27 protein-coding genes are annotated in these 24980 nt (G+C 37.9%); 10 read left to right on the top strand and 17 right to left on the bottom strand.

What is annotated here, in order from left to right:
- Positions 1 to 31 precede the first annotated feature (31 nt).
- Together EHQ59_RS17360 and rpsF are read right to left on the bottom strand one after the other, a co-directional pair.
- Positions 32 to 469 (bottom strand): single-stranded DNA-binding protein, encoded by a 438-nt coding sequence (locus EHQ59_RS17360; RefSeq protein WP_015678373.1) that lies wholly within the window; start codon positions 467 to 469, stop codon positions 32 to 34.
- Entirely contained in the window at positions 462 to 737 is a 276-nt protein-coding gene (rpsF, locus tag EHQ59_RS17355) for a 30S ribosomal protein S6 (protein WP_135621221.1), read from the bottom strand. Before rpsF ends, EHQ59_RS17360 begins: the two co-directional genes overlap by 8 nt.
- Positions 738 to 887: 150 nt before the next feature.
- On the opposite strand from rpsF, the gene EHQ59_RS17350 reads away from it, so the two are divergent.
- The gene (locus EHQ59_RS17350) at positions 888 to 1610 is read left to right on the top strand and encodes a hypothetical protein (RefSeq protein ID WP_135621219.1); all 723 of its coding nucleotides are present in this window, start codon (positions 888 to 890) and stop codon (positions 1608 to 1610) included.
- On the opposite strand, the gene EHQ59_RS17345 is transcribed toward EHQ59_RS17350, so the two are convergent.
- Genes EHQ59_RS17345 through EHQ59_RS17335 form a run of 3 tightly spaced genes read right to left on the bottom strand, consistent with a single transcriptional unit; the run spans position 1565 to position 5496 of the window.
- Entirely contained in the window at positions 1565 to 2707 is a 1143-nt protein-coding gene (locus EHQ59_RS17345; RefSeq protein ID WP_135621217.1) for a CapA family protein, read from the bottom strand. The two genes, EHQ59_RS17350 and EHQ59_RS17345, sit on opposite strands and share 46 nt — an antisense overlap.
- A 3-nt stretch (positions 2708 to 2710) precedes the next feature.
- Complete coding sequence (locus EHQ59_RS17340) at positions 2711 to 3499, bottom strand: hypothetical protein (protein WP_135621216.1); 789 nt, start codon at positions 3497 to 3499, stop codon at positions 2711 to 2713.
- Positions 3496 to 5496: a tetratricopeptide repeat protein gene (locus EHQ59_RS17335; RefSeq protein ID WP_135621214.1), complete on the bottom strand. Its 2001-nt coding sequence runs from the start codon at positions 5494 to 5496 to the stop codon at positions 3496 to 3498. Before EHQ59_RS17335 ends, EHQ59_RS17340 begins: the two co-directional genes overlap by 4 nt.
- Positions 5497 to 5534: 38 nt before the next feature.
- On the opposite strand from EHQ59_RS17335, the gene EHQ59_RS17330 reads away from it, so the two are divergent.
- Genes EHQ59_RS17330 through EHQ59_RS17305 form a run of 6 tightly spaced genes read left to right on the top strand, consistent with a single transcriptional unit; the run spans position 5535 to position 11422 of the window.
- The gene (locus EHQ59_RS17330; RefSeq protein ID WP_135621213.1) at positions 5535 to 6791 is read left to right on the top strand and encodes a hypothetical protein; all 1257 of its coding nucleotides are present in this window, start codon (positions 5535 to 5537) and stop codon (positions 6789 to 6791) included.
- On the top strand, positions 6769 to 7899 hold the full coding sequence (locus EHQ59_RS17325) for a cysteine desulfurase family protein (protein WP_135621211.1): 1131 nt from the start codon (positions 6769 to 6771) through the stop codon (positions 7897 to 7899). The genes EHQ59_RS17330 and EHQ59_RS17325 overlap by 23 nt, the downstream gene beginning before the upstream one ends.
- Positions 7900 to 7906: 7 nt before the next feature.
- On the top strand, positions 7907 to 9283 hold the full coding sequence (locus EHQ59_RS17320) for a CHAT domain-containing protein (RefSeq protein ID WP_135621210.1): 1377 nt from the start codon (positions 7907 to 7909) through the stop codon (positions 9281 to 9283).
- Entirely contained in the window at positions 9280 to 10308 is a 1029-nt protein-coding gene (locus EHQ59_RS17315) for a hypothetical protein (RefSeq protein ID WP_135621208.1), read from the top strand. Before EHQ59_RS17320 ends, EHQ59_RS17315 begins: the two co-directional genes overlap by 4 nt.
- Entirely contained in the window at positions 10305 to 10874 is a 570-nt protein-coding gene (locus EHQ59_RS17310) for an RNA polymerase sigma factor (protein ID WP_135621207.1), read from the top strand. Before EHQ59_RS17315 ends, EHQ59_RS17310 begins: the two co-directional genes overlap by 4 nt.
- A gap of 17 nt (positions 10875 to 10891) precedes the next feature.
- A complete protein-coding gene (locus EHQ59_RS17305) occupies positions 10892 to 11422 on the top strand; it encodes an autophagy protein 5 (protein WP_135621205.1) in 531 nt (176 codons plus the stop codon).
- Positions 11423 to 11562: 140 nt separating this feature from the next.
- Here EHQ59_RS17305 and ychF read toward each other — a convergent pair whose 3' ends face one another.
- From ychF to EHQ59_RS17275, 6 genes are read right to left on the bottom strand one after another with little or no spacing between them, the layout of a single operon-like run.
- Positions 11563 to 12660, bottom strand: a complete 1098-nt coding sequence (gene ychF, locus EHQ59_RS17300; protein WP_135621204.1) for a redox-regulated ATPase YchF — start codon at positions 12658 to 12660, stop codon at positions 11563 to 11565.
- A 49-nt stretch (positions 12661 to 12709) separates the two neighbouring features.
- Positions 12710 to 13204 carry a hypothetical protein gene (locus tag EHQ59_RS17295; protein ID WP_135621202.1) on the bottom strand — a complete coding sequence of 165 codons (495 nt, stop codon included), beginning with the start codon at positions 13202 to 13204 and terminating at the stop codon, positions 12710 to 12712.
- Positions 13201 to 13908 (bottom strand): RluA family pseudouridine synthase, encoded by a 708-nt coding sequence (locus EHQ59_RS17290; protein WP_135621201.1) that lies wholly within the window; start codon positions 13906 to 13908, stop codon positions 13201 to 13203. The genes EHQ59_RS17295 and EHQ59_RS17290 overlap by 4 nt, the downstream gene beginning before the upstream one ends.
- A complete protein-coding gene (locus EHQ59_RS17285; RefSeq protein WP_135621199.1) occupies positions 13892 to 14767 on the bottom strand; it encodes a DUF2797 domain-containing protein in 876 nt (291 codons plus the stop codon). Before EHQ59_RS17285 ends, EHQ59_RS17290 begins: the two co-directional genes overlap by 17 nt.
- A 3-nt stretch (positions 14768 to 14770) precedes the next feature.
- A complete protein-coding gene (locus EHQ59_RS17280; RefSeq protein ID WP_135621197.1) occupies positions 14771 to 15367 on the bottom strand; it encodes an LIC_11883 family protein in 597 nt (198 codons plus the stop codon).
- 10 nt (positions 15368 to 15377) lie between these two features.
- Entirely contained in the window at positions 15378 to 16622 is a 1245-nt protein-coding gene (locus EHQ59_RS17275) for an exo-beta-N-acetylmuramidase NamZ family protein (protein ID WP_135621196.1), read from the bottom strand.
- Between the two features lie 51 nt (positions 16623 to 16673).
- On the opposite strand from EHQ59_RS17275, the gene EHQ59_RS17270 reads away from it, so the two are divergent.
- Entirely contained in the window at positions 16674 to 17900 is a 1227-nt protein-coding gene (locus tag EHQ59_RS17270; RefSeq protein WP_135621194.1) for a lipoprotein LipL46, read from the top strand.
- Between the two features lie 21 nt (positions 17901 to 17921).
- Here EHQ59_RS17270 and EHQ59_RS17265 read toward each other — a convergent pair whose 3' ends face one another.
- From EHQ59_RS17265 to EHQ59_RS17255, 3 genes are read right to left on the bottom strand one after another with little or no spacing between them, the layout of a single operon-like run.
- Entirely contained in the window at positions 17922 to 18284 is a 363-nt protein-coding gene (locus tag EHQ59_RS17265) for a response regulator (RefSeq protein WP_135621192.1), read from the bottom strand.
- Complete coding sequence (locus tag EHQ59_RS17260) at positions 18284 to 19561, bottom strand: GAF domain-containing sensor histidine kinase (RefSeq protein WP_135621190.1); 1278 nt, start codon at positions 19559 to 19561, stop codon at positions 18284 to 18286. Before EHQ59_RS17260 ends, EHQ59_RS17265 begins: the two co-directional genes overlap by 1 nt.
- 41 nt (positions 19562 to 19602) lie before the next feature.
- Positions 19603 to 20175, bottom strand: coding sequence for a rhodanese-like domain-containing protein (locus tag EHQ59_RS17255; RefSeq protein ID WP_135621188.1), 573 nt, complete (start codon positions 20173 to 20175; stop codon positions 19603 to 19605).
- A gap of 105 nt (positions 20176 to 20280) precedes the next feature.
- On the opposite strand from EHQ59_RS17255, the gene EHQ59_RS17250 reads away from it, so the two are divergent.
- Complete coding sequence (locus EHQ59_RS17250) at positions 20281 to 20793, top strand: peptidylprolyl isomerase (protein ID WP_135621186.1); 513 nt, start codon at positions 20281 to 20283, stop codon at positions 20791 to 20793.
- Between the two features lie 221 nt (positions 20794 to 21014).
- On the opposite strand, the gene EHQ59_RS17245 is transcribed toward EHQ59_RS17250, so the two are convergent.
- Together EHQ59_RS17245 and EHQ59_RS17240 are read right to left on the bottom strand one after the other, a co-directional pair.
- A complete protein-coding gene (locus EHQ59_RS17245; protein ID WP_135621184.1) occupies positions 21015 to 22871 on the bottom strand; it encodes a monovalent cation:proton antiporter-2 (CPA2) family protein in 1857 nt (618 codons plus the stop codon).
- Complete coding sequence (locus tag EHQ59_RS17240) at positions 22864 to 23388, bottom strand: NAD(P)H-dependent oxidoreductase (RefSeq protein WP_244245606.1); 525 nt, start codon at positions 23386 to 23388, stop codon at positions 22864 to 22866. The genes EHQ59_RS17245 and EHQ59_RS17240 overlap by 8 nt, the downstream gene beginning before the upstream one ends.
- 177 nt (positions 23389 to 23565) lie before the next feature.
- Between EHQ59_RS17240 and EHQ59_RS17235 the strand changes: the two genes are divergently transcribed.
- Positions 23566 to 24585: a carboxylate--amine ligase gene (locus EHQ59_RS17235; protein ID WP_208652457.1), complete on the top strand. Its 1020-nt coding sequence runs from the start codon at positions 23566 to 23568 to the stop codon at positions 24583 to 24585.
- Here the strand turns inward: EHQ59_RS17235 and EHQ59_RS17230 are convergent.
- The gene (locus EHQ59_RS17230; RefSeq protein ID WP_244245605.1) at positions 24575 to 24979 is read right to left on the bottom strand and encodes a DoxX family protein; all 405 of its coding nucleotides are present in this window, start codon (positions 24977 to 24979) and stop codon (positions 24575 to 24577) included. The genes EHQ59_RS17235 and EHQ59_RS17230 overlap by 11 nt on opposite strands.
- Position 24980 lies beyond the last annotated feature (1 nt).

The following is a 24980-nucleotide window of genomic DNA, read 5'->3' as shown; positions in this document are numbered from 1 at the left end:
TATTTGTCGTTTCACTCATTGTCATCACCTATCAAAAAGGAATGTCGTCATCACCGGCTGGATAATCATCATAACCACTACTTACGCCGGAATCATAAGAATTGGAACTGTCAGAACGGTCTCCCGATCCACCACCTTGTCCTTGACCACCTAATAGTTGTGCGGTCTCGACATATACGCGGATTTTAGAGGCTTTTTTGCCTTCAGGAGTTTCCCATGACTGTTGTTGGAGTCTACCTTCGATCGCTACTTGTTTTCCTTTGCCTGCATATTGTTTTAAAATGTCAGCAAGTCGGCCCCATGCAACGCAGTCGAAATAATGAGTTTCCTCTTTTTTTTCGCCGTTCGTCACATAAACTCTGTTATTCGCAATTGAAAAATTGACAACAGAACTTCCGTTCACCGATTTAAATTCCGGATCACGAGTCATACGACCGATGAGTAGTACTTTGTTTAGATCGTTAGCCATTTGCCCTAATTACGAGGGTTTTTAAGATGTTCGCATTGAGTTTAAACTCATGTTCAATCTTAGCGACTTCAGTGGGAGATCCGGAACACTTGATAAGTGTGAAGTGACCTTGTTCGTCTTGTCCGACGGGATGCCAGAGTCTTTTAGAACCCCAATCCTCTTCGCCTTGGATCGTGAAGTTGTATTTGGAGAGAAGTTCCTTAACGGCAGACTTCGTCTCTTCTACATTCCCTTCACGAAGAATATTCGTGATTTCGTAGTTTCTCATATTTCTCCTATGGGTATACCTACATAGAAACACTTGTAGGTAGAAGAATTTGTTAGTTTCCACTAGGGTTTTGGTTATGGGGCCTTGGGTCAATGGAATTTCTTCTTGGAGCCTTGAAACCCTTCGCATTCCATGGATTTTCAGACATTTATGGGTGAAAAATCAAATTTTCCAGAAGTTTGGGGTCTTGGCCTTGGCCTCTTTTTAGCACTTTATGCTGGTTTTTTAAACCACATCACCCCCAAAGAACCCGCTCTTGACAATCATTCTGGTTTTGAATCCACACTCCTTGGCCTCGAGATGGCAGAAACTCCGAAACAAGTTCAGGACCTCATCGGGATCCCTGACACCATTGATTTTTTCCACCTCTCAACGGAATACCGCAGGGTTCACTATTTTGATTTTGGCTTTATCTTTTGTTATTTGGCATTTTTGACGTATACAGGGCATTATGCGGGCCGGAAAGTGCGTCCGATTTTCTTAAAAATCTTTATGGGAATGATTCTCCTTCTGGTGATTGCGGGCTTTGCTGACCTCATCGAAAATATTCTCATCCTCAATATCTTAGATGCAAAAACTGCCGAAGAAATGACCCCGTCTCTTGAGTATTTAAAACCTACATCCCAACTCAAATGGTTTTGTTTGTTTTCCTATGTGGCGATTGTATCCGTATATTTTTGGTTATACGAAAAAGGTTGGATACTCAGAAGTGCGGCTCTTCTATTTTTTACAGGTTTTTTCCTTCAGATCTTCTCGATTATCCGCACCAATTTACTCGAACTCAGTTTTCCCTTTTTTGCGGTGGGTCTTGTCTGCAGTTGGTTCCACTACGGTTTTAGTTTGGCTTTTAGTTCTTTCTCAAAGAAAACATAACCCCTTCCCCCAGAGATCACAAGATCTGTCCCCAGTTGTTTACAAAGGATGGCATATTCTTTTAAAAAAGATTCTGCTTCTTTTGGACCCAGTGGAAAAAAATAATGATCCCCAGGAAGGGCCTGGTGTTTTCCAAACACGGGTATCACTTCGACAAACAAAAGTTTATCGCCATCAAAATGAGTGACTACTGAGATATTGTGTTTTAAGTATTGGTTTTTCGATCCAAAGAAAAAGTTTCCTAGAGAATACACCACAATCCCTTTGGGAAATACCTCGATTCCTTGTGGGACATGGGGATGGTGACCAATGATCACCTTATAACCAGCGTTAATTAAATATTTGGCAGCGTTTCGTTCGGTGTCCATGGGTGTGGGATTGTATTCCACTCCCCAATGAACGGATAAAAGGTTCACTTGCCCGGGTTTTGTTTTTTTGATAACCTTTTCTGCAGTGGCCACACGGAAATAAGCGGCACCAGGGGAATTGGTTCCCGAAAAAAGACGAGTTTCTCCTGTATCAGAAAAGGAAAACAATCGAAATTCCGTATTTCCTTTTTTAACAAGGATGGGTACCAAAGCATGGTCTGTATTTTTCCCTGCACCCGTATGGGATATTTTAAATTCATCTAACAGATCTAAGGTTTCAAAAAGTCCATTTTCACCAAAGTCCATGGTATGGTTGTTTCCAAGGAAAACTCCATCAATGCCGAGGGAACGCAAAACAGTAAGATCCCTTCTTTCTCCATAAAACACATACGATTTACGTTGGTCTGCCGCCGGAGTTTTGTGTAAAATAGGTGTTTCTAAATTGATAAATCGAAAATCAAATTGGTGAAGGAAATGGAAAAAACTTCGGAACGGAAAAAAGACATCTTCCGAACGCATGGCATCCCGCACACCCCAATTGAACATCACATCTCCACCAAACCAAAGCTTTGTGGAATTGGGCATTTTGATGGATTCGCCTGTTTCTGTGCGAAACTGGTATAAAAAAGGTTTTGGCAGTTCTAATGTTTCTTCTGGTGATTCGGGTAAATCAAACGCTGAGAGAAAACTCGAAAATAGAACAAACAATAGTAGGAAACGATATTTCATCGTTTAAAATCGAAATACTTGTGGGGATACTTCTGTGATTTGAGATTTTTTTAATTTGATTTGGATGAGAACATTTTCTTTTTCCGTATCAAGACTCACCACTTTCGTCGTAATTTCTTTTGGTGGATGAACCTGAGTTCCATTGGTTTTGACAAGGGCAATGGCTCTTAGGCCACGTTTTCCACTGGTCAATTCCAAACGATCCAAACTCCCTTCCCGAAAAAAATACTCATACTCACCATCTTGTTTGGTCAAATACACACGGCCGTCACTTGTATTGAATCTTGCTTTTTGGTTTTGGATTTCGTTTATATAATTTCCCGTTAAATAGGAATAAATCACAGGGAAGGGAATTGAGTATTTTTTTCCTGTACCTGGATCTTGGATGAGAATATCTCCCATAGGTAAGGTTTGGATCTCTTTTGTGCTTGTTGGTTTGATTTGGATTTGGTCTGCATTTGCAATGAGTTCAGAAAACACCATTCCAAAAAAACTGTCCATCAATTGGATTTTGATTTGTTTGGTGTCCTTTGCAAAATACACCTTCCCATCCAAGTTTACGTTTTCTTTTTTGGGAACAAAGGTTTGGATCTGCATGGAAAAATCAGATCTAAAACTCGGAAAATTTGGATTTTTCTCTAGGACTTGGTTTAAAAATGCCTGAGACGAAGTATCTTTAGAAGGTAAATACTTTCCCTCAGCCTTTCCTAAAAAATTAGGATCTTCCACTTCTGCGGATACACAAGAAAGAAAAGTAACAGTTAAAAATATAAATAAAATACGAATCATCATTGCGAAATTTCCTTTTCCACTCGTTTGATTTTGGAAGCCAACTCTTTGTTAGACGCTTGTTTGTCTTTTGCGAGTGAAAGTTTATAAAATTGGACAGCATTTACGGGATCTTTTTTAGCCAAATAAACATCTCCCAAATGTTCATAAATCACTGGATCTTCAAATCCTCTTTCTAGAGCGAGTGATGCGGCAAAATTTAAATGTAATAAAGCCAAATTAAATTCTTTTTTTCTATAATACACCCATCCCAAACTATCTTGGTAAGCAGGGTTATCTGGTTCTAACGAAATCGCTTTGTTTAATAGAGAATTTGCTTCTTCTGGATATTTATCTTTTTCTGCATATAAATACCCTAAATAATTCATAGCGTTTGATGCGTTGGGATTGAGTGAAATGGTTTTTTTTAAGTCTGATTCCGTTTCTTCAAATTGTTTTAATTTGTCATACGCACTTGCTCGATAAAAATAAAAATTTGCATTCTTCGGATCGATTTGGATGGCTTCGGAATAATCCTTCACACTTTCTTTGTACTTACCCAATTGAAAGTAGGACAATCCACGCAAATAATAATGTGTTGGATTGGGATTTTCGGCGATTGTATTCGATAAAATATCTACAGAAGTTTGTTCCTTTTTTAGATTGCCTTGTAAGTACAGATACGCCAATCGAAATCGCATTTTAAATTTTTGATCCAAATCGTTTGAAAGGGCAATCGCTTGTTTGATGGAAAGTATGGAGTGGTTCCAATACCCAAGCATTTCTTGGCAGGCAGATATTTTTTCTAGATAAACAACGCGAAGGTTAAGGTTCTCATCCGTTGGTTCTAATTTTTGATACCCTTTGGTAAGAATCTTCAGTGCCAATGTATACTGACGATATTCATAGGCATACTGCGCTGTTTCTGCATTGATTTGATGGTAACTGGGGTCACCATTTTTGTCTGCTAATTCCAAAAGAGCAACCCTTGGAGTGAGACGTGCCGGATTTGTTTTGATAAAGTTTTTTAGTTTTTCTTCCAAACCAAATGTAGATCCAACCACCAATTGGTTGAGAAGTGTGATGAGTCCTTCTTTTGGAATTTTTTTCTCTTCTCTCAGAGTGGTAAAAAATTGGGACGAAACATCACGGGCATCTAAAAAATAGATTTCGGCCAACATATGAGAAGCATCGATGTCTCTAACATTTCGTTCCCGAATTTGTTCTAGATAAAATTTGGACATTTTAAAGTCACCTAACACAAAGTAAATTTGTGCTAAACGAAACAAAACTTCCATATCATTCCGATACGCTTTGTTGTACTCACTAAAATGTTTGATGGCGATTTTTGGATAATCTAGTTTGTAATTGAGATCACCAAGAGCTTTTTCCGTGTTGAATTTGTATTTGGAATAATTGTCCCTTCTTTCGATGACAAAGGAAAGTGCAGTGTAATACAAAACTGACTGGTTCCACATCTTCCTTTCAAAATACAAATTTCCCAGTAGGTATAAAAAATCAGGATCGTTTGGAAAATGAACCAAATCCTTTTCCAAAACTTCGGTTGCTTGCACCAAGTTTTGTTCCCGCAAACGAATTCTCATTTGCAACACCACAATTTCCTTGGTTAGTTCCTTGCCTTCCCGTTTGGCAATCTCCGACCATTCCCAAGCCTTTGCTGTATTTCCGATCTCTAAATAATTTTGGGCCTGAAGTTCTGCTGATTGAGCACTCGGACCCTTCCCTTTCTCTTTTTGGCATTCATGATATTTGTCTAAAAGGGAAATCGAAGTTTCGAAGGATTGTTTTGCCTCCGCCAATTTTTGGGTGTGATTTGCTTTGTAAGCGGTGATTTGTTCCTGGATGCCCCGAGACAAAAGAAACTCACTTGGCACACCTGGTTCAAGAAGGGAACAATCTTTCTGTTTTGGTTTAGGATCTGCCTGGTTTGGCAAAACGGTAAGAAAACAAAAGAAAACAAAGAGGAATGGGTAGTTTAGAGTTTTAATTGCTTGAAACATCAGTAGATTCCGGCAAAGATCGGGTACAGGGACAATCCTTGAACCAAATCTTCCGAGAAAATTTAAAATACATTCTGGCTGTTCTCATCGTGTGGGCAATCACTTTCCCATGGATTCTGAGAAACAGGGACACTATCCTTGCCAAAATCACCCTAACCTACAATTCGTTTTTTGGTTATCCGAATCCTAGGATCGCACATGGACTCATCGCAAAGGGAGATGCCATCCTCGATGGCCGAAAAGAAGGTGGAACCAATTTCCTCCAAAACATAAGTCAGTTCTTCACATCCGATGAAAATACCAAAGGAACCATTTTACCTTTAGACCTCGCTCTGATGGAAAAGTCCTGTTTGTACTTCCGCAGTAAAGAACATGTGGAAGACCATTTTTTAGAACTCACTTGGAGAGAAAAAGCCAGTGAATGGGGATCCCCTCTCTTCCAAAGGATGGCGCCGCAAGGAGAGTTGTTACTTGGACCAAATCCAAAAGACTATTGGAACTCTCACATCGAAGCAGTTTTAACCGCGCTTGACTACTACAAACGAGCGTTACGATTTTCTGGGCCAGAACTCATTGCTCCGAAAAAAATAGAATCCGTTGCATGGGCCAGTTGTCGACCCAGTGAGATCTTACTTGCTTACAAAACTCATATGTTGGAGACCGAATCCTACGTTTTACAAAAGTTAACGGATCTACAAAAAGTTCCGAGTGGTCTCAGTGCTGTTCAAAAACGAAGTGTGGTTTTATCTAGCATCAAACGAAGTGATTTTAGCGAAGTATCGGCAAACGATTATTTAGAGTCTTTACTCAGGCAAATCCTACTCACTGGTATGAAAAATTTTTCCCCAAGAGAGATGGATGATATATACGAAAGAATTTTGTACTTTGTTGGTTCCGATGAAAAGGAGTATTTAAAATTTAAATTTCGAAGGGCAGAACTGTATTACCAATTGGGAAAGGAAGACAATTCCTATTACCAAAAAGCCACTACCGAATTCAAAGAAGCATCTAATATCCAACTTGCTTCCGAATTGGAAGACATCAATTTACCAGCACTTTTAGTACATGAATTTGAAGCAAAATTAAAACAAGCAGATAGTTACCACAAACTAAAAGAAAACAGTAAAAGTTTAGTGATCTTGGACTCTTTAAAATCAAAACTTCGGAATATCGACGAACGAAGTGTAGGTGGGAAGAAAGACGATATACTGAAAGCATATCATAATCTAAACCGATCCGTTCTACGTAAGCTCGGACGTTACGAAGAAGCAGATGAAATCCCATTTAACGAATGATATAAAGTATTTTGATTATAATGCAACTCATCCTCCTTACCCAGAGATTTTAGAATCGAGTTTGGAGGATTACTTACAAAATTTTTATAATCCATCTGGAATCACTCGTTACTCTCTAAAAAACCAAGGTAAAATTGAACAAACACGAAAGTATTTAAGTAAAATCACTGGTGGAATCGAAAAACAATTTGTATTTTCTTCTACAGGTACAGAAGCAAACCACTTACTTGTCCAAAGCCTAAGAGTTTTGTATCCAAACCTAACTTCAGTCATTGTATCTCCTTTTGAACATTCAAGTATGTATGCTGCCTTGGATGTGTATGGATTTTCAATTGAGCTCATCCAAACCAATAAAACAGGAACAATCAACCTCAAACATCTAGATTTTTTACTGCAAAGAGAACCAAGGCCAGTGATTTGTTTGTATGCAGGAAATGAAACGGGTGTGATCCAACCAGCGGAAGAAATTCACAAACTGACCAAACGATATGGGACAGTTTTTTATAGTGATCTCATGCAAGCATTTTGTAAAATTCCCATCCCCTTCTCATTCTTTGATGGGTATAGTTTTTCTGGTCATAAAATTGGTGCTGGAATGGGGGCTGCGGTAACTTATTTGCCAGAAGCCAATCCGAAGTTTCGTTTGTTTGGTGGTGGAAATCAGGAAAATGAACATCGCGCTGGCACAGAAAATAGTTATGCCATCTCCTGTTTACAAAAAGTAACAGAACTGCAACTACTCTCACTCGAAGAAAAGATAAGTCGCCTCAAGGGATTCCAATCCAAACTAGAAGTCGCATTAGAGTCGTTTGGTTGTGAAATCATTGCCAAAAACGAAAACAGGCTTCCCAATACGAGTTTTTTTATTTTGCCAATTCAAACCGTAGACTTCTTTTTATTGGGACTCGAAGAAAAGGGAATCATTGTTTCCACAGGAAGTTCTTGCAAATCAAGAGCAAGAGAAGCGTCTAAATCTTTACTATACATGGGTTATTCGGAAGAAGAAGCTTTACGAGCCATTCGAATTTCCACGGGGAGTTTTACTACATTAGAAGAGTTGGAAATACTCATAAAAGAAACACAGGATTTAATTCAAAAACTCCAATGATGGCTTTATGAAAATTCGAATCTTATCTAAGTATTCAGATCAAGGGATATCCGATGGTGAATGTTTTTGGGAAGAAAAACAAAATCAATTGGGAACCGTTGAAAAAACAACTTCCTTCTCGGGTAATCTTCTCATTGAATTCCAGAAGGATTGGTCAATTTTTGTAGAACGAATCCTGGCTCAAAATCCTAAAAAGGAAGAGTTTTGGGAGAAACTGGATAAAAAGTCAGACAACTTAGAACAAATTGTATTTGGAAAAACCACACCGATCTGGCGCACTCCAGGTTTTGTAGGCAAAATTCAAATTTTGGTGGATCCAGAATTTTCACCGATCCCATGGGAAGTCCTGAAGACCAAACAAGGTTATTTATTCCAAGATCCTAATTTCAAACGTGGTATACGGATTCAAACCAATGAAAAGGAAATGATAAAAAAGTCAAATGTCGCTCTTATCATTTGTAATCCAGTGAAGTCAAACTTGGAACATACAGTGAATGAAGAATGTGCTACCTTATATCCCATTTTAGAAAAAAAACTTCCTTTACGAATCTTAAAACAAAACCACCTAACTAAGATTCGATTTATCGAAGAAATGAATTCCGTAAAATATTTACATTATGCAGGCCATACAGAAAAAAACGGAATTCCTTTGTTTAATGAACAATTTTTATCGATGAATGAAATCTCTTCACGATCCTTTTCCCATTTGGATTTGGTATTTTTTAATAGTTGTTATTCTTCCTTTGATTCAAAAAACCAATCGGGTCTCACCACTAGTTTTTTAAAAGCAGGTGCCAAAGAAGTGATTGGTTTTTTATACCCAGTGGAAACCAATCTTGCCAAAGAAATCGGAATCTCGTTTTGGAAACATTTTTTAGATTCAAAAAATGCAGAAAAAAGTTTAAACAAAATCAGAAACCAACTTCTAAAAGGATCTGGCCGAGAAATCATCACAGCCATTAGTTTAGTTCAGTTTTCAACTACTTCCAAAATCGGAAATTCCAAACGAATCCTAAGTCTTGTCTTTGGAATTCTTTCCATTTTGTTTTTTCTATTTTTATCCAAGTCATCCAACGAAAAACAAGAGATCGATACAACGAAAACAATGGAAGAAAGATTGGAAAAAAAACTAGTCCAAAAGGAAAAAACCAAATCATCATTACCCAAAGAAACCAAAGAGAATTTCCGAACAAAAGACCCTTTATTTCAAAAAATTCAAAATTTATCTCATAAAGAATTCAAAAAACAGGCAATTTTGTTTTTGGAAACCAAACATGCATTACTTGACGAATCTCACAAACGAGAAATTTTAGAATCTATTTTATCAGAAGATTCCTCTGAAGAAAAAATGTTTTATGAATTCAAAACAAGGAGTGGTTTTTGAAACGAATTTGTTTCATATTTTTGATTTTTTTCCAAATCAACCCACCTCTGTTTGCCCAATGGTTTGGAAAGGAAGCTTCGTTTGAAACCATTTGGAAAGAATACCAAACACATCCCTCCTTACGATCCGAAGTCTACCAAAAGGAATCGTTTCCCATTTTACGGGAAGTAGAAACCAAAGAAGAAGATGAATTTGCGTATTTTTTACAAAACTGCAAATCGAAAGAAATTGGCGACCTAACAGAAATCTTAAAAATAGTTTCTTTTTATGATGCCCTACTCCAATTGAAACATTGCCAAGATGCAAAAAAAGAGGATCTCACTAGTATCGAGAAGGAAACCAAAAAACGAATTTTTGATTTAATCATGTTTCCCAAATTGGAAATACTCACCTCTGAAATTACCAATGTTGAATTGATTTCACTTGTTCGAGAGATCTTACAAGAATGGAAAAAAACTGTTTACCTAATTTCTAATTTTTACAAACCACATGAGGTTTTGTTTTTTGGAAAAGAAAGAGAATATTCTTTGTCCATCAATCGAATTTTGTATTCCGATATGCCTGAATCCAAACGAAAATCCTTATTACTTCGTTTATTACAAGATATCAAAGCTCATCAAAAATCCACCTATCAATTGTTTTATTATTCGAATCAAAATCCCTGGAATCTCAAAGACTTAAAATCAGAGAATGAAAAATCAAAATCTTTTTATTTGAAAGTGCTTTCCCATTGGAAAGAGTCTCCCGTTTTTTCTGACTCACAAATTACACAACTGAACAATTTACAAAACTGTTTAGAACAAATGCCAGTAGATCAAAAGAAAATTCGAATATTCGGTTTTTTTGGATTTTTTTATGATTATGGCCGCTTTGTTACAGAGGAACAAATCCTTGCCAATACTGCCAACAAACCGAGGTTTCACTACATACACCTAACTTTATTCCAATCCCATCATTTTCAAATAAGATTAGAAAATGTAATGATCTCTTGCAAAAATTCCGTCGAATCACAGAAAGAACTATGAGTGATGAGATTCGAAGTTTAATCGATAATTGCCTGCTCGGAAAAAGAGAAGCCTGGCAAAAACTCATTCAAAAATTCCATCGCCTCATCATCGGAACTTGTGCACACTATGTACCGAGAGAAGAAGTTGTAGACACTTCGCAACTGGTTTACCTCAAACTTACTGAAAACGATTACCAATTGTTACGAAAGTTTAAAGGGGAAAGTTTACCTGCATTCATCATTTATCTAAACGAAATTGCTAAAAACATCAGCATGTCACACACTCGAAGCATTCGTCGCACCGAATTCCGAGAAGGGATCTCTCTCGATCTGAGTATCGATATCTTAGATGAAAGACAAAACCAAGAAGATGTTTACTTTGAATGGGAAGAAAAACAAGAGTTTTACGACCTCATTGATGCTCTAGATGAACCTCATAAAGAAATACTCATTCTCCGTTTGAAAGGTTATAAATTCAAAGAAATTGCAGAAATTTTAGAAGTTCCTATAGGAACAGTACTAGCGCGCGCCAATCGAGCCAAAGAAAAGATAAAAAAATTACAAACAAAGGAAATAAAGCCTTAACGGAGGGTAATTGATATATGGAGACAAAAGATCCAAATCCATTTATGAACCAACTGAAACTCAAAGAAGCCCTCTATCTCATGTCCCAAGGAGAAGATGTGGATCAACTGACTCTCCAAAAGATCTTAGAATCTGTGGTTCCTAGTCCTGATACAAAAATCCGTATTTATCTTCAATTCATCCAAGATTCGCTAAAAGTGTTAATGAGTGATTGGGAGAATACCACACTACATACCTCCCAGATGGCACTACGAGGCCAAGGCAATGGGGGCGCATTCCGTGTGCATCGACAAGTGGCCGGACGAGATTTTGATTTTGTTTTCCAACCCAATCCTGAAAAAAACCAAGTGTTTTTATCGGTAGAAGCATCCAATGCAGAGAAACTCTCTGCGAAATTGTTTTTAGATGGGACCCCGGTGGAGACCTTACAGAAATTGGGAAACCAGTCCATGTTTGATTCGCCGATCACCTTGGACTCGAGTCCTGAGCTTGCCATCTTTGAAGCAGGCAAAGAAATTGGCCGTTACCATTTTATGTTACAAATGTAATTTTTTTTAGAGAAACATGCAATAAATAAGGAATAGTTTGCAATTGATAAATTGAAGAAGTGGCCCTACCTGTAGGACCTACTTTCTTTTTCCAAACTAGTTCACTTACAGACATCCCGACGTTTTCGTCGGGATTTTTTTTAAGCGTTCACTCGGAAGTAAATGACATCTCCATCTTGTACGATGTATTCTTTTCCTTCCACACGGAGTTTTCCTTCTTCTTTGACCTTGGCTTGGTCTCCTGTTCGGTCCAGGTCTTCGTATCGCATCACTTCTGCACGAATGTAACCTTTTTCAAAATCCGAGTGAATGACACTCGCCGCAACTGGCCCAGAACTTCCTTGTTTGGTCGTCCAAGCTCTCACCTCTTCCACACCTGCTGTAAAAAAAGTAATGAGACCGAGGAGTTGGTAAGAAGCACGAATCATCCTGGAAAGACCCGACTCTTTTTCTCCGATCTCTTCTAAAAATGCCAATTGGTCTTCTTTTTCTAAACCAGAAATTTCTTCTTCAAACCGACCACATAAAACAACAACAGGAGCAGATTCTTTTTTGGCAAAATCAGTGATCGACTTTACCAGTGGATTTTCCGTTGACTTCACATCAGAATCTAAAATATTTGCAACGTATAACACAGGTTTAATGGTAATTAAATTGAACTTTTTGGCAATTTTAACTTCTTCTTCGGAAAGCTCCACAGTGGAAGCACGGTTTCCTTTTTTTAAGGCTTCTAAGATTTTATCCATCACTGATAAAATTTCAGCAGCTTCTTTGTTTCCTGTTTTTGCTGTTTTTGAAACCCTTTGTTGTTGTTTCTCTAAACTGTCTAAATCCGCTAGTATCAATTCATAATTGATCACTGTGATATCTTCAATTGGATCTACTTTCCCATGAACATGCGTTATGTTTTCATCTTGGAAGGCACGTACAACATGACAAATGGCATCCACTTCTCGGATATGAGATAAAAACTGGTTTCCTAAACCTTCCCCTTGGCTTGCCCCTTTGACAAGACCTGCAATGTCCACAAACTCAATCATGGTAGGGACAGTTCGTTTTGGTTTGTAGATGTCAGCAAGACGGCTTAACCTTTCGTCTGGAACTTCCACAACCCCTGTATTGGGTTCAATCGTACAAAATGGATAATTCGCAGCCTGAGCGCCTGCCTTCGTGAGTGCATTAAAAATAGTCGACTTACCGACGTTTGGGAGACCTACAATACCACAATTCAAAGCCATATTGATAGGTTTTTTGGAAGGAAGCGCTAGGACAAGGAAAAATGTTCTCTTAGTTTTGAAATCCTGTTTCTAAATATACAGAAGTGAGAAGGTATACCGAAATTAGGATGACCATGGTATAAAATCCTAAATACAGTTTTCCGATCCGTTTCCAAGGGAACCTGTCTTCTAGTTGTAAAGTTTGGATGATCCATTCTGGTTTTGCATCCAAGGGAAGATCCTCTTCCCTACCAGCTTTTCTCCAGACATATTGTTTTTCCTCTTCGCTTAGTTCAAAAAAGGGCGAATCTTTTCCAAAGTCCAAAACACTGAGTAAAACCGAAGGAATTTCAAAGTATTTAAAACGAATGAGTCCAGAAAAACCAGTAAATATAGCAAGATAATTGATCACAACAATCAGGGGACTTGCCGTATAACGTGAGCTAAAGAGTAGATATAAGTAAATCACAAGAAAACTGATGGAAATCAATTTAGAAGTAGATGTGAGTTTCTGATACAGTTTTTGTTCTTTTAAAAAACGAGAAAAGGTTTCCGATTTTTTCATATTCTTTCTGTTTCTCGAAAATTGAAATTTGTTACAGTTGGCATTCGTTTCGAAAATGCAATGGGAAGTTCTGTTTCTACCATATGTTTTTGGCCTTCTAGGTCAGTAAAGGAAAATCGAAATGCATGGAGATACATACGTTTTTCAGATGATTCTTTTTTTCCATACACCTTGTCCCCAAGGATGGGAAAACCTAGAGAAGAAAGCATAACGCGAATTTGGTGCCGTCTTCCTGTCAGAATTTTTGCTAATCCAAAGGAAATTTTTTCTTTTGGATTAGTCTCGAGAATAGTGAATTCAGTAATCGCTTTTTTGCCACCACTGCGCACAATGGAGACTTGTTTGTTTCCATCTTTTAGGAAACATTCCATTCGGTGTTTTTCCCAATCCGGAATGCCTTCACAAAGAAAAAGATAGGTTTTTTCTGCTTCTTTGAGTATCTGATCTAATTCTAAATTTTTGGTTTTATTTTTTCCAAGAAACACAATCCCACTCGTTCCTAAATCAAGCCGATTGATTGTACGAAGTTCTGGAATTTGTAAATGGTTTGCCAACAAACGAGTGAAGTCCATTCGATTGGGATCTTTTGTTTCATGAACAGGAATCCCTTCTGGTTTGTCGGCTAACAAAAAATCCTCACACTCAAAGTAAACCCGAGTGGTGAAGTTGCCTTTTAACGGAATGAGTTTAGGCGGAGAAGTCAATCCAAAGCCCACCTAAACTTCGAATATTGATCACACCTTCTTCCAATAAAAGATATTGCCCTTTGATTCCCACAAGTGTGCCTACAACAGGTGTTTCCTTTGTGAGTTTTAATGATTTGATTTTGGAAGGATAGGACAGAATGGGATATTGGATCTCTTCTACCTTTGTTGTAGAAAGTCTCCTCCAAACTAACTTCTGTTTGGTATCCATTGGTGAAAAAAATTCATTTTTCTCCAAATGGTTTAAAAATTTTTCTGCTTCTCTTTTTAGATCCATTTCGTTTGGATCACCTGAAACCATTTTTTGCCAAGAGGTTTTGTCTGGTAAAAATTGGCTGAGGAAATGTTCTAAAATGCCAGCATCCCTTCTCGAATCCACTTCGAGAATCGGAATACCAAACCGAGCACCTTGGTCTACCCACCGATTGGTGATGGGATTTTCTTTTGTGATCCCTACTTTTAAACCACTCGAGTTAGCAAAATACACCACATGTTTTTTAAAACAATTTATATTCCCCCAACCTGAGTCTCGACAAGTTCCTTTGTGATGATGACAGGTTTCGGGACGTAAGATACACAAATCAGTTTCTGCTAAACTGGAAAAACATGTAAAACAATAACCTTGATTAAACGACTTTTTTGTTTTTTTGCCACAATGGATACAACGAATTTCATCGGTTGTGGAAAGGGTAATTTTTTTTCCAAGGAAAGTTTCTACAGGAATTTCAGATGTATGTTCTGTAACTGAAATCTCTTTTTGTTTTTTGTCTTCTGTGTACGAGGCATATTCCCAAAAATAAGAAACGGGAGCCGTTCCCCTGTGGGACATCTTTCTCACATAACCTTGGAAACTTGGCATGAATTAAAACGTAAATTCCTTCACTTCTTCTGGAAAAAAATCTTTATTCACTTTTACAAAATACAAGTGAGAGAGTTGTGGTATCTCAGCTTTCATATTCCAAACAAAAATGACGATGGTATTTTGGTATAAATAATGAGAGATTTGCCCTTTCGGTTGGAAAAATAAAGATAATTTTGAATCACCTTCCCCTATCAAAAATACACTCCCATTTAAGTTACGTGATTTTTCTTTGGAAACTTTGATTCGAATTTTCCCACTAGGATTCATATCTTCAGGATCTCTTCCTTCTGCAAATTCTCCATCATTTGATTGAGAGGAAGTATCCACTTGGATTGTCGCACCCGTTACATCTAAAAAATTACATGGGAAATCACCTGGCATACTCGGAAACTCATCCGAACAAGATTGGAAATTTGTTTCTTTCTCTTCAAACTTTGAGTATTGTGCCATCACTGTGGAACGAATGGTTGCATAGGCAACTGACTTGAGTACTTTGGCCGTTTTTTGTTTGGGAATGGTTTTCAGTTTGGTTTCAGAAGGATGGAGGCCAACCAAACCGAAACCAAACAGCGTGAAGATGAGCAAAAAATATTTCATATTGTTTTCCTTAGTATAATAAGTATGGCTTGATTCGCTTTTTTTCTTTTTCTTCCTCACCAAGATAGGTGTTATGAAATTCAGAATAGGTTTTTCCTTCACTTATGGAAGTTCGGAAATGATCATTTCCCCATAATTGGTCTACCCAATGGTTGGTGGAACCTTTACTCCATTTAAAATCATTTGGATACGTTTCTTTTAATAATCGAATGAGTTCATATGCGAGAAGCATTGGATCATAGTCTGGTCGAACTAAATTCATCCGAAGTCCTGAACAAATTTTTCCTTTGTGTGGACCAAAGGTTGGTTTGAAATAAACAGTGGAAAAATAATAAGATTTATTTCCAAGGGAACTGAGTTTTGTCGCAAGTTCTTCTGGATTTGTCATCCAAGGCGCACCAAAATAAACAAACGGTGCTTGTGTCCCACGACCCACAGATACATTCACACCTTCGAGAAGTACAAGAGACAAATAATTTCGTGCCGAATCCACCATGGGTAAGTTAGGTGAAGGAGTTGTCCATGGAATTCCAGTATCTTCAAAATACATATTCCGTTTGTAACCTTCTACTGGAATCACATTCAAATCCACGGATTCTTTTAAATATTCTTTATTATAAAATATAGCAGCTTCCCCAGTTGTCATCCCTGTGATGAGAAGGGATGGAAATTCTCCGGCAAAATTCAAATGCCTTGGACTCATCTTTTCACCCATGGGAGGAAGGTGCATCGCCACATGGATATGATCTAAAACGATGATTTTTGTTTTTGTATTTTTTAAAGCGTCCATCAATCGTTTGAGAACACTTAAGTATGTGTAACAACGCATGCCCACGTCTTGTACATCAAATAAAACATAATCAACTTCCCTTACCAAATCCCTTAATTCAGAATCTTTGATGCGGTAAATATGATACAAAGGGCGATTGAAGGTAGAATCCATTGTGACTGGAGTTTGGCTAAACTCTTCTTCTAGACCTAAAAACCCATGTTCCAGCCCAATCAAATGTTCTAATGTAATATTGTGTTTCTCAAAGGAAGATATGATTTTTTTTGGATTCGTTCCAATTCCAGAAGGATTGGTCGCAAGCATCACTTTTTTTCCTGCCATCGTAGGAAGGATTTTTTCGTAAAAAATGTCCTGAGACAAACGAACTTTGGAATCAGCTGGGTGAACACGGAATTGCGGAACCGTGTTTCCTTGGCAAGCAAGCACAAGAAACGCGAGAGAAAACCGAAAAAAGTAATTGGTCATGTAAGTATATGTTTCTATAATATAGCAAATCTTCAAGGAGAAATGTCCTTCATGCTTCATAGACTTCGAATTGCTCCCTTTACTGGGATTCTAGTCCTCACCATCTTGGCATGTGCTGGTTCCAATTCCGCGCAAAAAAATCCGTCTCTTCCAGACAATGTGGTCACTGCCATGGGAGAGGCCCCCATTTACCAAGGGGATTTGGCCCTTGCCCGCAATAAGGCGCTAAAAGACGCCAAACTCAATGCCATTCGTAAACTCGTGGGAGAACAAATCACAGAAAAATCTGGAGTCTCTGACGGACAATCCCTTGGTTCCAAACTCTACGGAAAAACCGATAGTTTTGTCAAAAAATATGACATCATCAGTGAAGAACAATGGAAACTCGACACACAAGACATGATCCGATTGAATGTTCGCTGTGAAGTGGAAGCAACAAAACTTTCCACAGCAGTGGACGCCCTTTTGGATGATGTGGGAAATCCCCGAATTGCAGTTCTTGTGCAAACAGTTGTGAATGGAAAATCCTATCCGATTGGATCGGCAACAAACATTGCAGAGGCGGAACTCATTGAAAAACTCCGCACCAAAGGCAACAAAGTTGTGGATAGTTCCCAACTCACTGCCCTACTCAAAAAAAATCCAAGCCTTGCTAAACTTGATCTCACTTCTGTGGAAGAAGGAAGTCCTCTTCTCACTCTTGCACAAGATTCTGGTGCAGAAGTATTGATTGTAGCAAAAGTCACAACAACAGACCAAAAACCAGTCGTATTACCTGGTGGCAAAAAAACAGATTTCCTCAGTTCTGCAGCAACTGGTCCGTATCGTATCATCCAGTTATGGGGAGACGGTAAAATTTTTGGATCAGGAAGTTTAGAAGGACGTGGTGCTGACATTACCCAAGAAGTTTCGAGAGAACAAGCGGTCAAAGACTGGGCCAATTTAGTGTCTGGCAAAGTGGGAAAACAAATCAAAGATGAATGGTTCAAACTCACAGAACAAAACACAGTGATTTTAAAATTCAAAGGTCTGGCTTTAGAAGATGCCATCAATTTCAAAAACGATTTGATGGAATACACTTCGGTCAAACAAATCAATGATCGCAAAACAGAGATGAATGGATCGGAATGGGAACTGACTTATCCTGGAAAAGAATCTATGTTTGCAGAAGAGTTGATGTATAAAAAGGACTCAAGTTTCCGTTACCTAAGTAGCAAAACTTTAAGTATCAATAGCTCCAAACGTGGTGTGGTGGAAATCGAATTTAAAAATAAATAAATTGAATTTCACATAAACCTGTTATGCCCTTGCAGAGAAAAACATTCGTATCTCTGCAGGGTCCAGAGGTTTTGCAAAATAACGTGCCACTTGTTTTTTTGCGATCGCTTCTTCCATTTCCTTGGTTAAATCATATCCAGTTAACAAACAATAAACGACATTTGGTCTTTCCGATTTTGCCTTTGAGATGAGTTCAAGCCCATTCATTCCTGGCATACGCATATCACTGATTACATATTGAATCACCTCTGACTCCAAAATTTCTTCCAATGCTTCTTCACCTGATTTGGCAACCAAGACATCAAAATCATTTCGGAACAAATCCCGAAACAAATGTAAATTCATGATTTCATCATCTACATACAGTAATTTTGGTTTTTTCACTAAAGAACCTCCGTCAATTTAGGAAGTTGGATCGTAATCTTTGTTCCCACTCCCCATTCGGATTTGATTTCCATGGAACCAGAATGTTCATTTAAGATTTTTGAAGCAATGGAAAGCCCAAGCCCCACACCTTTACCAGGTTCCTTTGTGGTAAAAAACGGAATCTCAATTTGAGATAAGTGTTCTTTTTGGATCCCGATTCCCGTATCCTCGATACATACGGAAACGACGTCACCCAAATTGAAAGTGGATATGAAAAGTTCACCTCCATTCTTTTCCATGGATTGGATGGCATTTGTAAATAGATTGAGAAATACTTGGTGGATTTTTCCAGAATTCCCACGGATACAAAGTTCTTCTTTGGCAAATTGTTTTTTCACATGGATTTTATCGCGTAAGGAATGAGACAGGATAACTAAACAGTTCTCTAACATCTCCTCTACAGATATGATTTCCTCCTGAGAATCACCACTCCTTGTGTATTGGTTCAGCCCCTTTACTATCTTTGTCGTTCGCTCCACTCCCACTCGAATCGCTTCTAAATATAAATTTATTTTTTCCGTTGAAATCCCAGATGATTCCAGAACATCCAGTAATCCATAATAACCACCGGTGATAAAATTGAGTGGGTTGTTTATCTCGTGAGCGATTCCTGCAGACAACAATCCAAGACTAGCCAGTTTTTCCGATTCTATCAATTGGTTTTGTCTTTCACTTAACTCACGTAAGGTTTTTTCTAATTTAGAGGTTCGTTCTTTTACTTGTAACTCTAGTTCCTGGTTAGAGGATTCCAATTTTCGTTCATATTCTAGGCGTTCTAATTCAGCTGCTATCCTACCTGAAAAAATTTGGAACAAGGTTAAAATCTGATTTTTATTTGGAATTTCTCGTTCAAATAACCCAACAATTAAACCCATAATTTCTTGTTTAGAATTGATCAGTGGAGTTCCAATATACCCATCAATTTTCATCTCCACTAAGAGATGGTCATCGGGAAAATGTTTTTGCACTTCTGTTGGGTAAAAACAAATCATATTTTCAAAAACATTGGCACAGGGAGTTCCTTCCAAACTATAATCGAAATTTTCAACCAATTGCCCTTTTGCGACAAGGGAAACGGTTCTCGACTTATAATTTTCTTTATCAAAAAGACCTATAAAGGTATAATCAGCTCCTATCACTGTACAAAGTTTTTCCGTGAGTCGATTTAAAAACTCGTTTCCATAGGTATTGGAAACTGCTTCAATAATTTCTGATAATAAATCACCCGTTAACATAGTATGTGATTATGATTGGATCAAAAACTAAAAAACAAAGGTCATTTTGAAGTGTTATCCGTTTCTTTCACTTCATTCCCTTCCTTTGGTTCGCTGACCAAAGGTAATTTGGTTTGGTTGACATCCAGAAGTGGTCCCAATTCATAAATATTATTATACCCATAGGCTTTGAGGGAATTGTAAGTAGAAAGATTGAGAGAAGCAGCTGGGCTTTTGGCAGCAAATGCCTGTTCGTTTCCCTCAAAATTATTATTACAATAAATCAATATTTTTGCTTTTGGTTCTGGAATCACAGTTGCTAAACTATCTTTGGTAAACTCAGTAAATGGTAAATTAACAGCACCTTTGATGTGCAATAACTTGTAACGATTTTCACTTCGCGCATCCAATACGACAACACCCTCTTCTGTCATCATTTTTAAAAACTGGTCTTCTGTTAGACGGTGAGTTTCCCGTTCTGATTCGGAACGATTCACAATTTTTTTGAACTGGCTATAGTCGATGAGACGGTTGGGGATAGGCTCCACTTTGGGTTTTTTGGTTTGTTTGGAAACTGGTTTTGCTACCAAAGAAGATACAAATAAACATAGGATCAATACTAGAACTCGTTTCATCCAATTACCCTTCCTGAAAACAGATCGAGTATATCTTAAAAATCAGTAGGAACTCAAACCTTTTTTCGACTTGCCAGGGGATTTATCCGGAATTGAGTGAAAGGAATGAGTACATTACGCGCTGTTATCAAAACAAATAAAGGAGAAATCCGAATCGATCTCACTCCTGACAAAACGCCGAATACGGTTGCCAACTTTGTCAACCTGGCCCAAAGAAATTTTTACAATGGTTTAAAATTTCACCGTGTCATCGCTGATTTTATGATCCAAGGTGGTTGTCCCCTAGGAACAGGAACAGGTGGCCCTGGTTACAAATTTCGCGATGAGTTTGATTCTAGTTTAAAACACAATAAACCAGGAATTCTTTCCATGGCAAATGCGGGACCTGGAACCAATGGGAGTCAATTTTTTATCACACATGTGCCAACTCCTTGGCTTGATGGAAAACATTCTGTCTTTGGTGCTGTGGTAGATGCATCCGACCAAGAGGTAGTGAATCGAATCCAACAAGGTGATATGATTGAATCCATTACCATTGAAGGAGATGCTTCAGGTGTGTTTGCCGTGGCAAAACCATTTTTGGATGAGTGGAATCAAATCCTCGATTCTAAAAAATAAAACTTGTCATTTTTTTGACCTCCATCCTAAGTCTAAACACTATGAAAGAGGTCAAAAAAACAAAACCAATCGTCCAAATCAAAATGGCTTCGAGGACTATTTTCTCCTTGAAACCAACAAAAGTAAAACCGTCGAAAAAGATCTATTCCCGAAAAGGTAAAAGTGACCATTCGGGAATTCCTTTTTTCATTCCAACTTCTCTTTCGATCTAAATAACAATCCTACAATCGTTCCATCTCACTCCAAGAGTCACGATGGAGTTCCTCTTCTTTCCCTAAATCCACAAACATCAAACGTTCCAACTCTGTATTTCTTTGTTTGGCCAAACTAATGTATTGAACGCGATCCTTTCTTAAGGCAAAAAGCTCGTGGAAGGTTTCGTCATCATGAGTCAAAAATAAATGTTTCGCTCGTTCAGCAGCATAGGACCTAGTTCCCAAAATTTTTAACACATCTCCACCAAGCTTCACAGCAGTTTCTCTTGTTTCTCGATAGATCAAATCCAAACCCATTTCTTTTAGTTCGTAGGCTTCCTCTCTGTCACCTACCCGAGCAACGATTTGGATTTCTGGATAATGTTGTTTTACATTCCGAATGAGTTCCTGTTGTTTTTCAGGATGGTCAAGAGCAGCGACTAAAATTTTAGCATGTTCTAAACCAACATTTTCCAATAGTTCCAAACGCGTGGCATCTCCAAAAAATACTTTAAAACCAAACCTTCCTAACATCTCCACACGATCCGCATCATAATCTAAAATCGTAATGCCAACACCATTGGATCGTAAAAATCGACCCACCATATTGCCAAAACGTCCAAATCCACAAATGATGACTGGATTTTCTTCTTTCTCAATATTCCCATTCGTTTCCTTTTTTGGCGTCTTTGACTGTAAGGAAGAAAAAATTGTTTTTTCGTATAACAAAAGCAATATGGGTGTACAAGCCATGCTTAAGGCAACACATGCTACTAAAATCACAATGGTTTCTTTCGCAAAAATTCCAAGTCCTTCGGAATACCCAAACAAAACAAACGAAAACTCTCCTACTTGTGACAAAGCAAGAGACATGTATAAATTTTGATCAAATGGAAGTTTAAATAGAGAACCAAGTAGAAACAGAACCAAAGCTTTTACCAAAATCATACCAAATACAATGCCAAGAATTTGGAAAGGATGTTCCAATACAACTGGTAGGTCCATAGAAGCACCCACACTTAAAAAAAATAATCCTAATAACAAACCTTTAAATGGTTCAATATTACTTTCGAGTTCATGTCGGAATTCACTACTCGCAAGGACCACACCCGCAAGGAATGTTCCCAATGCAGCGGAAACTCCCACAGCTCCCATTAAAACCGATATGGCTATCACAAGTAACAAACTTGCTCCCGTAAATATCTCGCGACTTCCTGATTTCGCAATCAAACGAAACAGAGGACTTAATACATACCTTCCTATCAAAATGATTCCTAAAATGACAAAAAGGACCACAAGTGTTTTTTGATACGCCGGTAAATGTTCTACCAAGGAATGCCCATGTTCACCACCCACCGATTCTCCTTCACTTAACATGGGAAAGATGGCAAGAATTGGAATGACAGCCATATCTTGGAATAATAAAACCGAAAAGGAAGCCTGACCCGAAACTGATTTCATCAATCCCTTTTCTTTTAATGTCTGCAGTACGATTGCTGTGGATGATAAGGACAATATGAGACCTAAGGCAAGTGATGCTTTCCAAGAGAATTGAAAACAAACTGCAATCACAAAAACAAAAATGGTAGTGAGAATCAGTTGTAATCCACCAAGACCGAGTAACCAAAACTTCAATCGCCAAAGCAGGTTTAGTTCCAACTCAAGACCGATGGCAAATAACATCATGACAACACCAAATTCTGCAAAATGTAAGAGGTCTTTTCCTTCTGTTCCCACAAAACCAAATACAAAAGGGCCTATCACAATTCCTGCGACCAAATACCCTAGCACAGATCCTAATCCCAAACGATTGGCAATCGGCACCATAATGATGGCACTTGTCAAATAGATGATTGCTTGAATGAAAAAACTGGCTTCACCCATGGTTTGCCTCTAAGTTGTTTAAAATAAAATTGCGATAACGAATGGATTCTTTTTGAAACTCTTCTTCCCGTAAGTGAAACGTTCCTTGCACAAGGAATGGTTTATGGTAGTCCATTTGACACAACTCGGCAGTCCTTTGGAAAGGCAATAGGAATTCCTCAATCAAATGACCGTGGAAACCTTCCTTCGTATATGCGACTTGAGATCCTCCCGTTGTGATGGCTTGGATCCATTTTTTTCCTTTTAATGCATTTCCATTTATGCCATAAGCCCAACCATCTTCCAAAACAGAATCAATCCATTGTTTCATAAGAGGAGGACAACTGTACCAATACAAAGGGTGTTGGAATAGTATCACATCATGATTGAGTAGTAAAGATTGTTCTTCTTTTACGTTGATTGTAAAATGAGGATATAGTTCATATAAATCACGTAAGGTGATGTTTTCCGATAATGGAATCGAATCTAATAACATTTGGTTGGCCTTGGACCTTTCCAAATATGGGTGTGCTAACAAAACAAGAATCTTCACCATACAAGATAAAGGAACAAAGTTGGATTATGGAAGCAAACAATAAATTAATGATTTCAATTGACCAATTCCAAAAATGAGGAAGAGTCGTCTCCAGTGCTTCCATTATTTCTGAATTTTCCGAACCAAAGAAAAAAACTAGTTTTACTTTGTTTGAGGTATATGCAGTTAGAATTTTGGCCGAGCTTACTCTTTTATCTTCCCCTTGTTCCTTACCTAATTATTTTGAGTTTACGTTACCGAGGAATTCGGTATCTAACAGCGGTGAATCCTGGAATCCTTGCCTCTGGCATTGCTTCCGAATCCAAATCTGAAATCCTTAATTTAATTCCCAAACGTTTTGTGACCAAATCACTTTTGGTGAAAAAAGAAAATTACGCAAACATAACATTCATTCAAAACTGGATGAATACGAATTCTATTCGATATCCCATAATCGCCAAACCTGACAAAGGTGAACGAGGTTTTTTACTGCATAAAATCAATTCTAAAAAAGAGTTAAAACAATTGTTCCTAACCTATCCCATTGATTGGTTGTTACAAGAGTATGTAAAAGGACCTTTTGAAGTGGGAATTTTTTACTATCGCCTTCCCCATCAATCGAAAGGAAACATATTTTCCATCACAGACAAAGTGTTTCCAACACTCACGGGGGACGGCGTGTCTACAATCGAAACCTTATTGGAAGAGCACCCACGTTACCGGTTCCAAGTGGAAACTCACAAAAAACACAATTTTTCCCAATTACAAAAAATTCTCCCCCAAGGAAAAACTATCACGATAGGATCAATCGGAAATCATATCCAGGGTTGTATGTTCCAAGATGGGGAATCTTACCGTAACAAAACTCTTGAAACTCAGATCATTCAGATTGGTGACAATACCAAAGGATTTTATCTTGGAAGGTTCGATATCCGTTTTTCCAATCCGAAGGATTTTCAGAATGGAAAACATTTCAAGATCATTGAACTAAATGGTGTGACAAGTGAATCTACGAATCTCTATGATCCCAAGTTTTCGATTTTGCAAAGTTATTCGATACTCTTTCGGCAATGGAAAATCATCTATCAAATTGGTTTTGCCAATTTCCAAAATGGAATTCCCTTATTTCCCTACCTCGAGTTATTCCGATTAATCAAAGACCATAGTGAATATAGAAAAAATTTGAGCTCTATTGGATGAAATCTTTGAGATAAGGGATTTTGTTTCGTTCGTAATATAAAAGATAAATCGAAAACAATAATATAATGACACCAAGTCCAAACAAAAGGCCACCATCTCCCATTACCACAATGCCTAAAAAAACAAAATGAGATAGGATAGCACCTAACATCAAATTGAAAGCAAATAAAGCACCAAGCCAAACCAGATTCGGAAACAGTAACAAAGTGACACAAATAGTTTCTAGAACGGCAAGTCCAAGTCTCCCCCACGGCTCCATGGCAAGAGTCGTGAAGATGTATATCGATTCCTCAGACCCCGTATACTTAAAATACAAGGTTTGTCCTATGATGAGAATGACAAGAATTCGAATTAGATGAAACAGAAAGGGATGGAATAAAATGGATTTTATCATA

This window comes from Leptospira kemamanensis (assembly GCF_004769665.1).
GTDB classification, from domain to species: domain Bacteria; phylum Spirochaetota; class Leptospiria; order Leptospirales; family Leptospiraceae; genus Leptospira_A; species Leptospira_A kemamanensis.
Note: the sequence above shows the minus strand (reverse complement) of the source record. Positions and strands in the feature narration are given on the sequence as shown.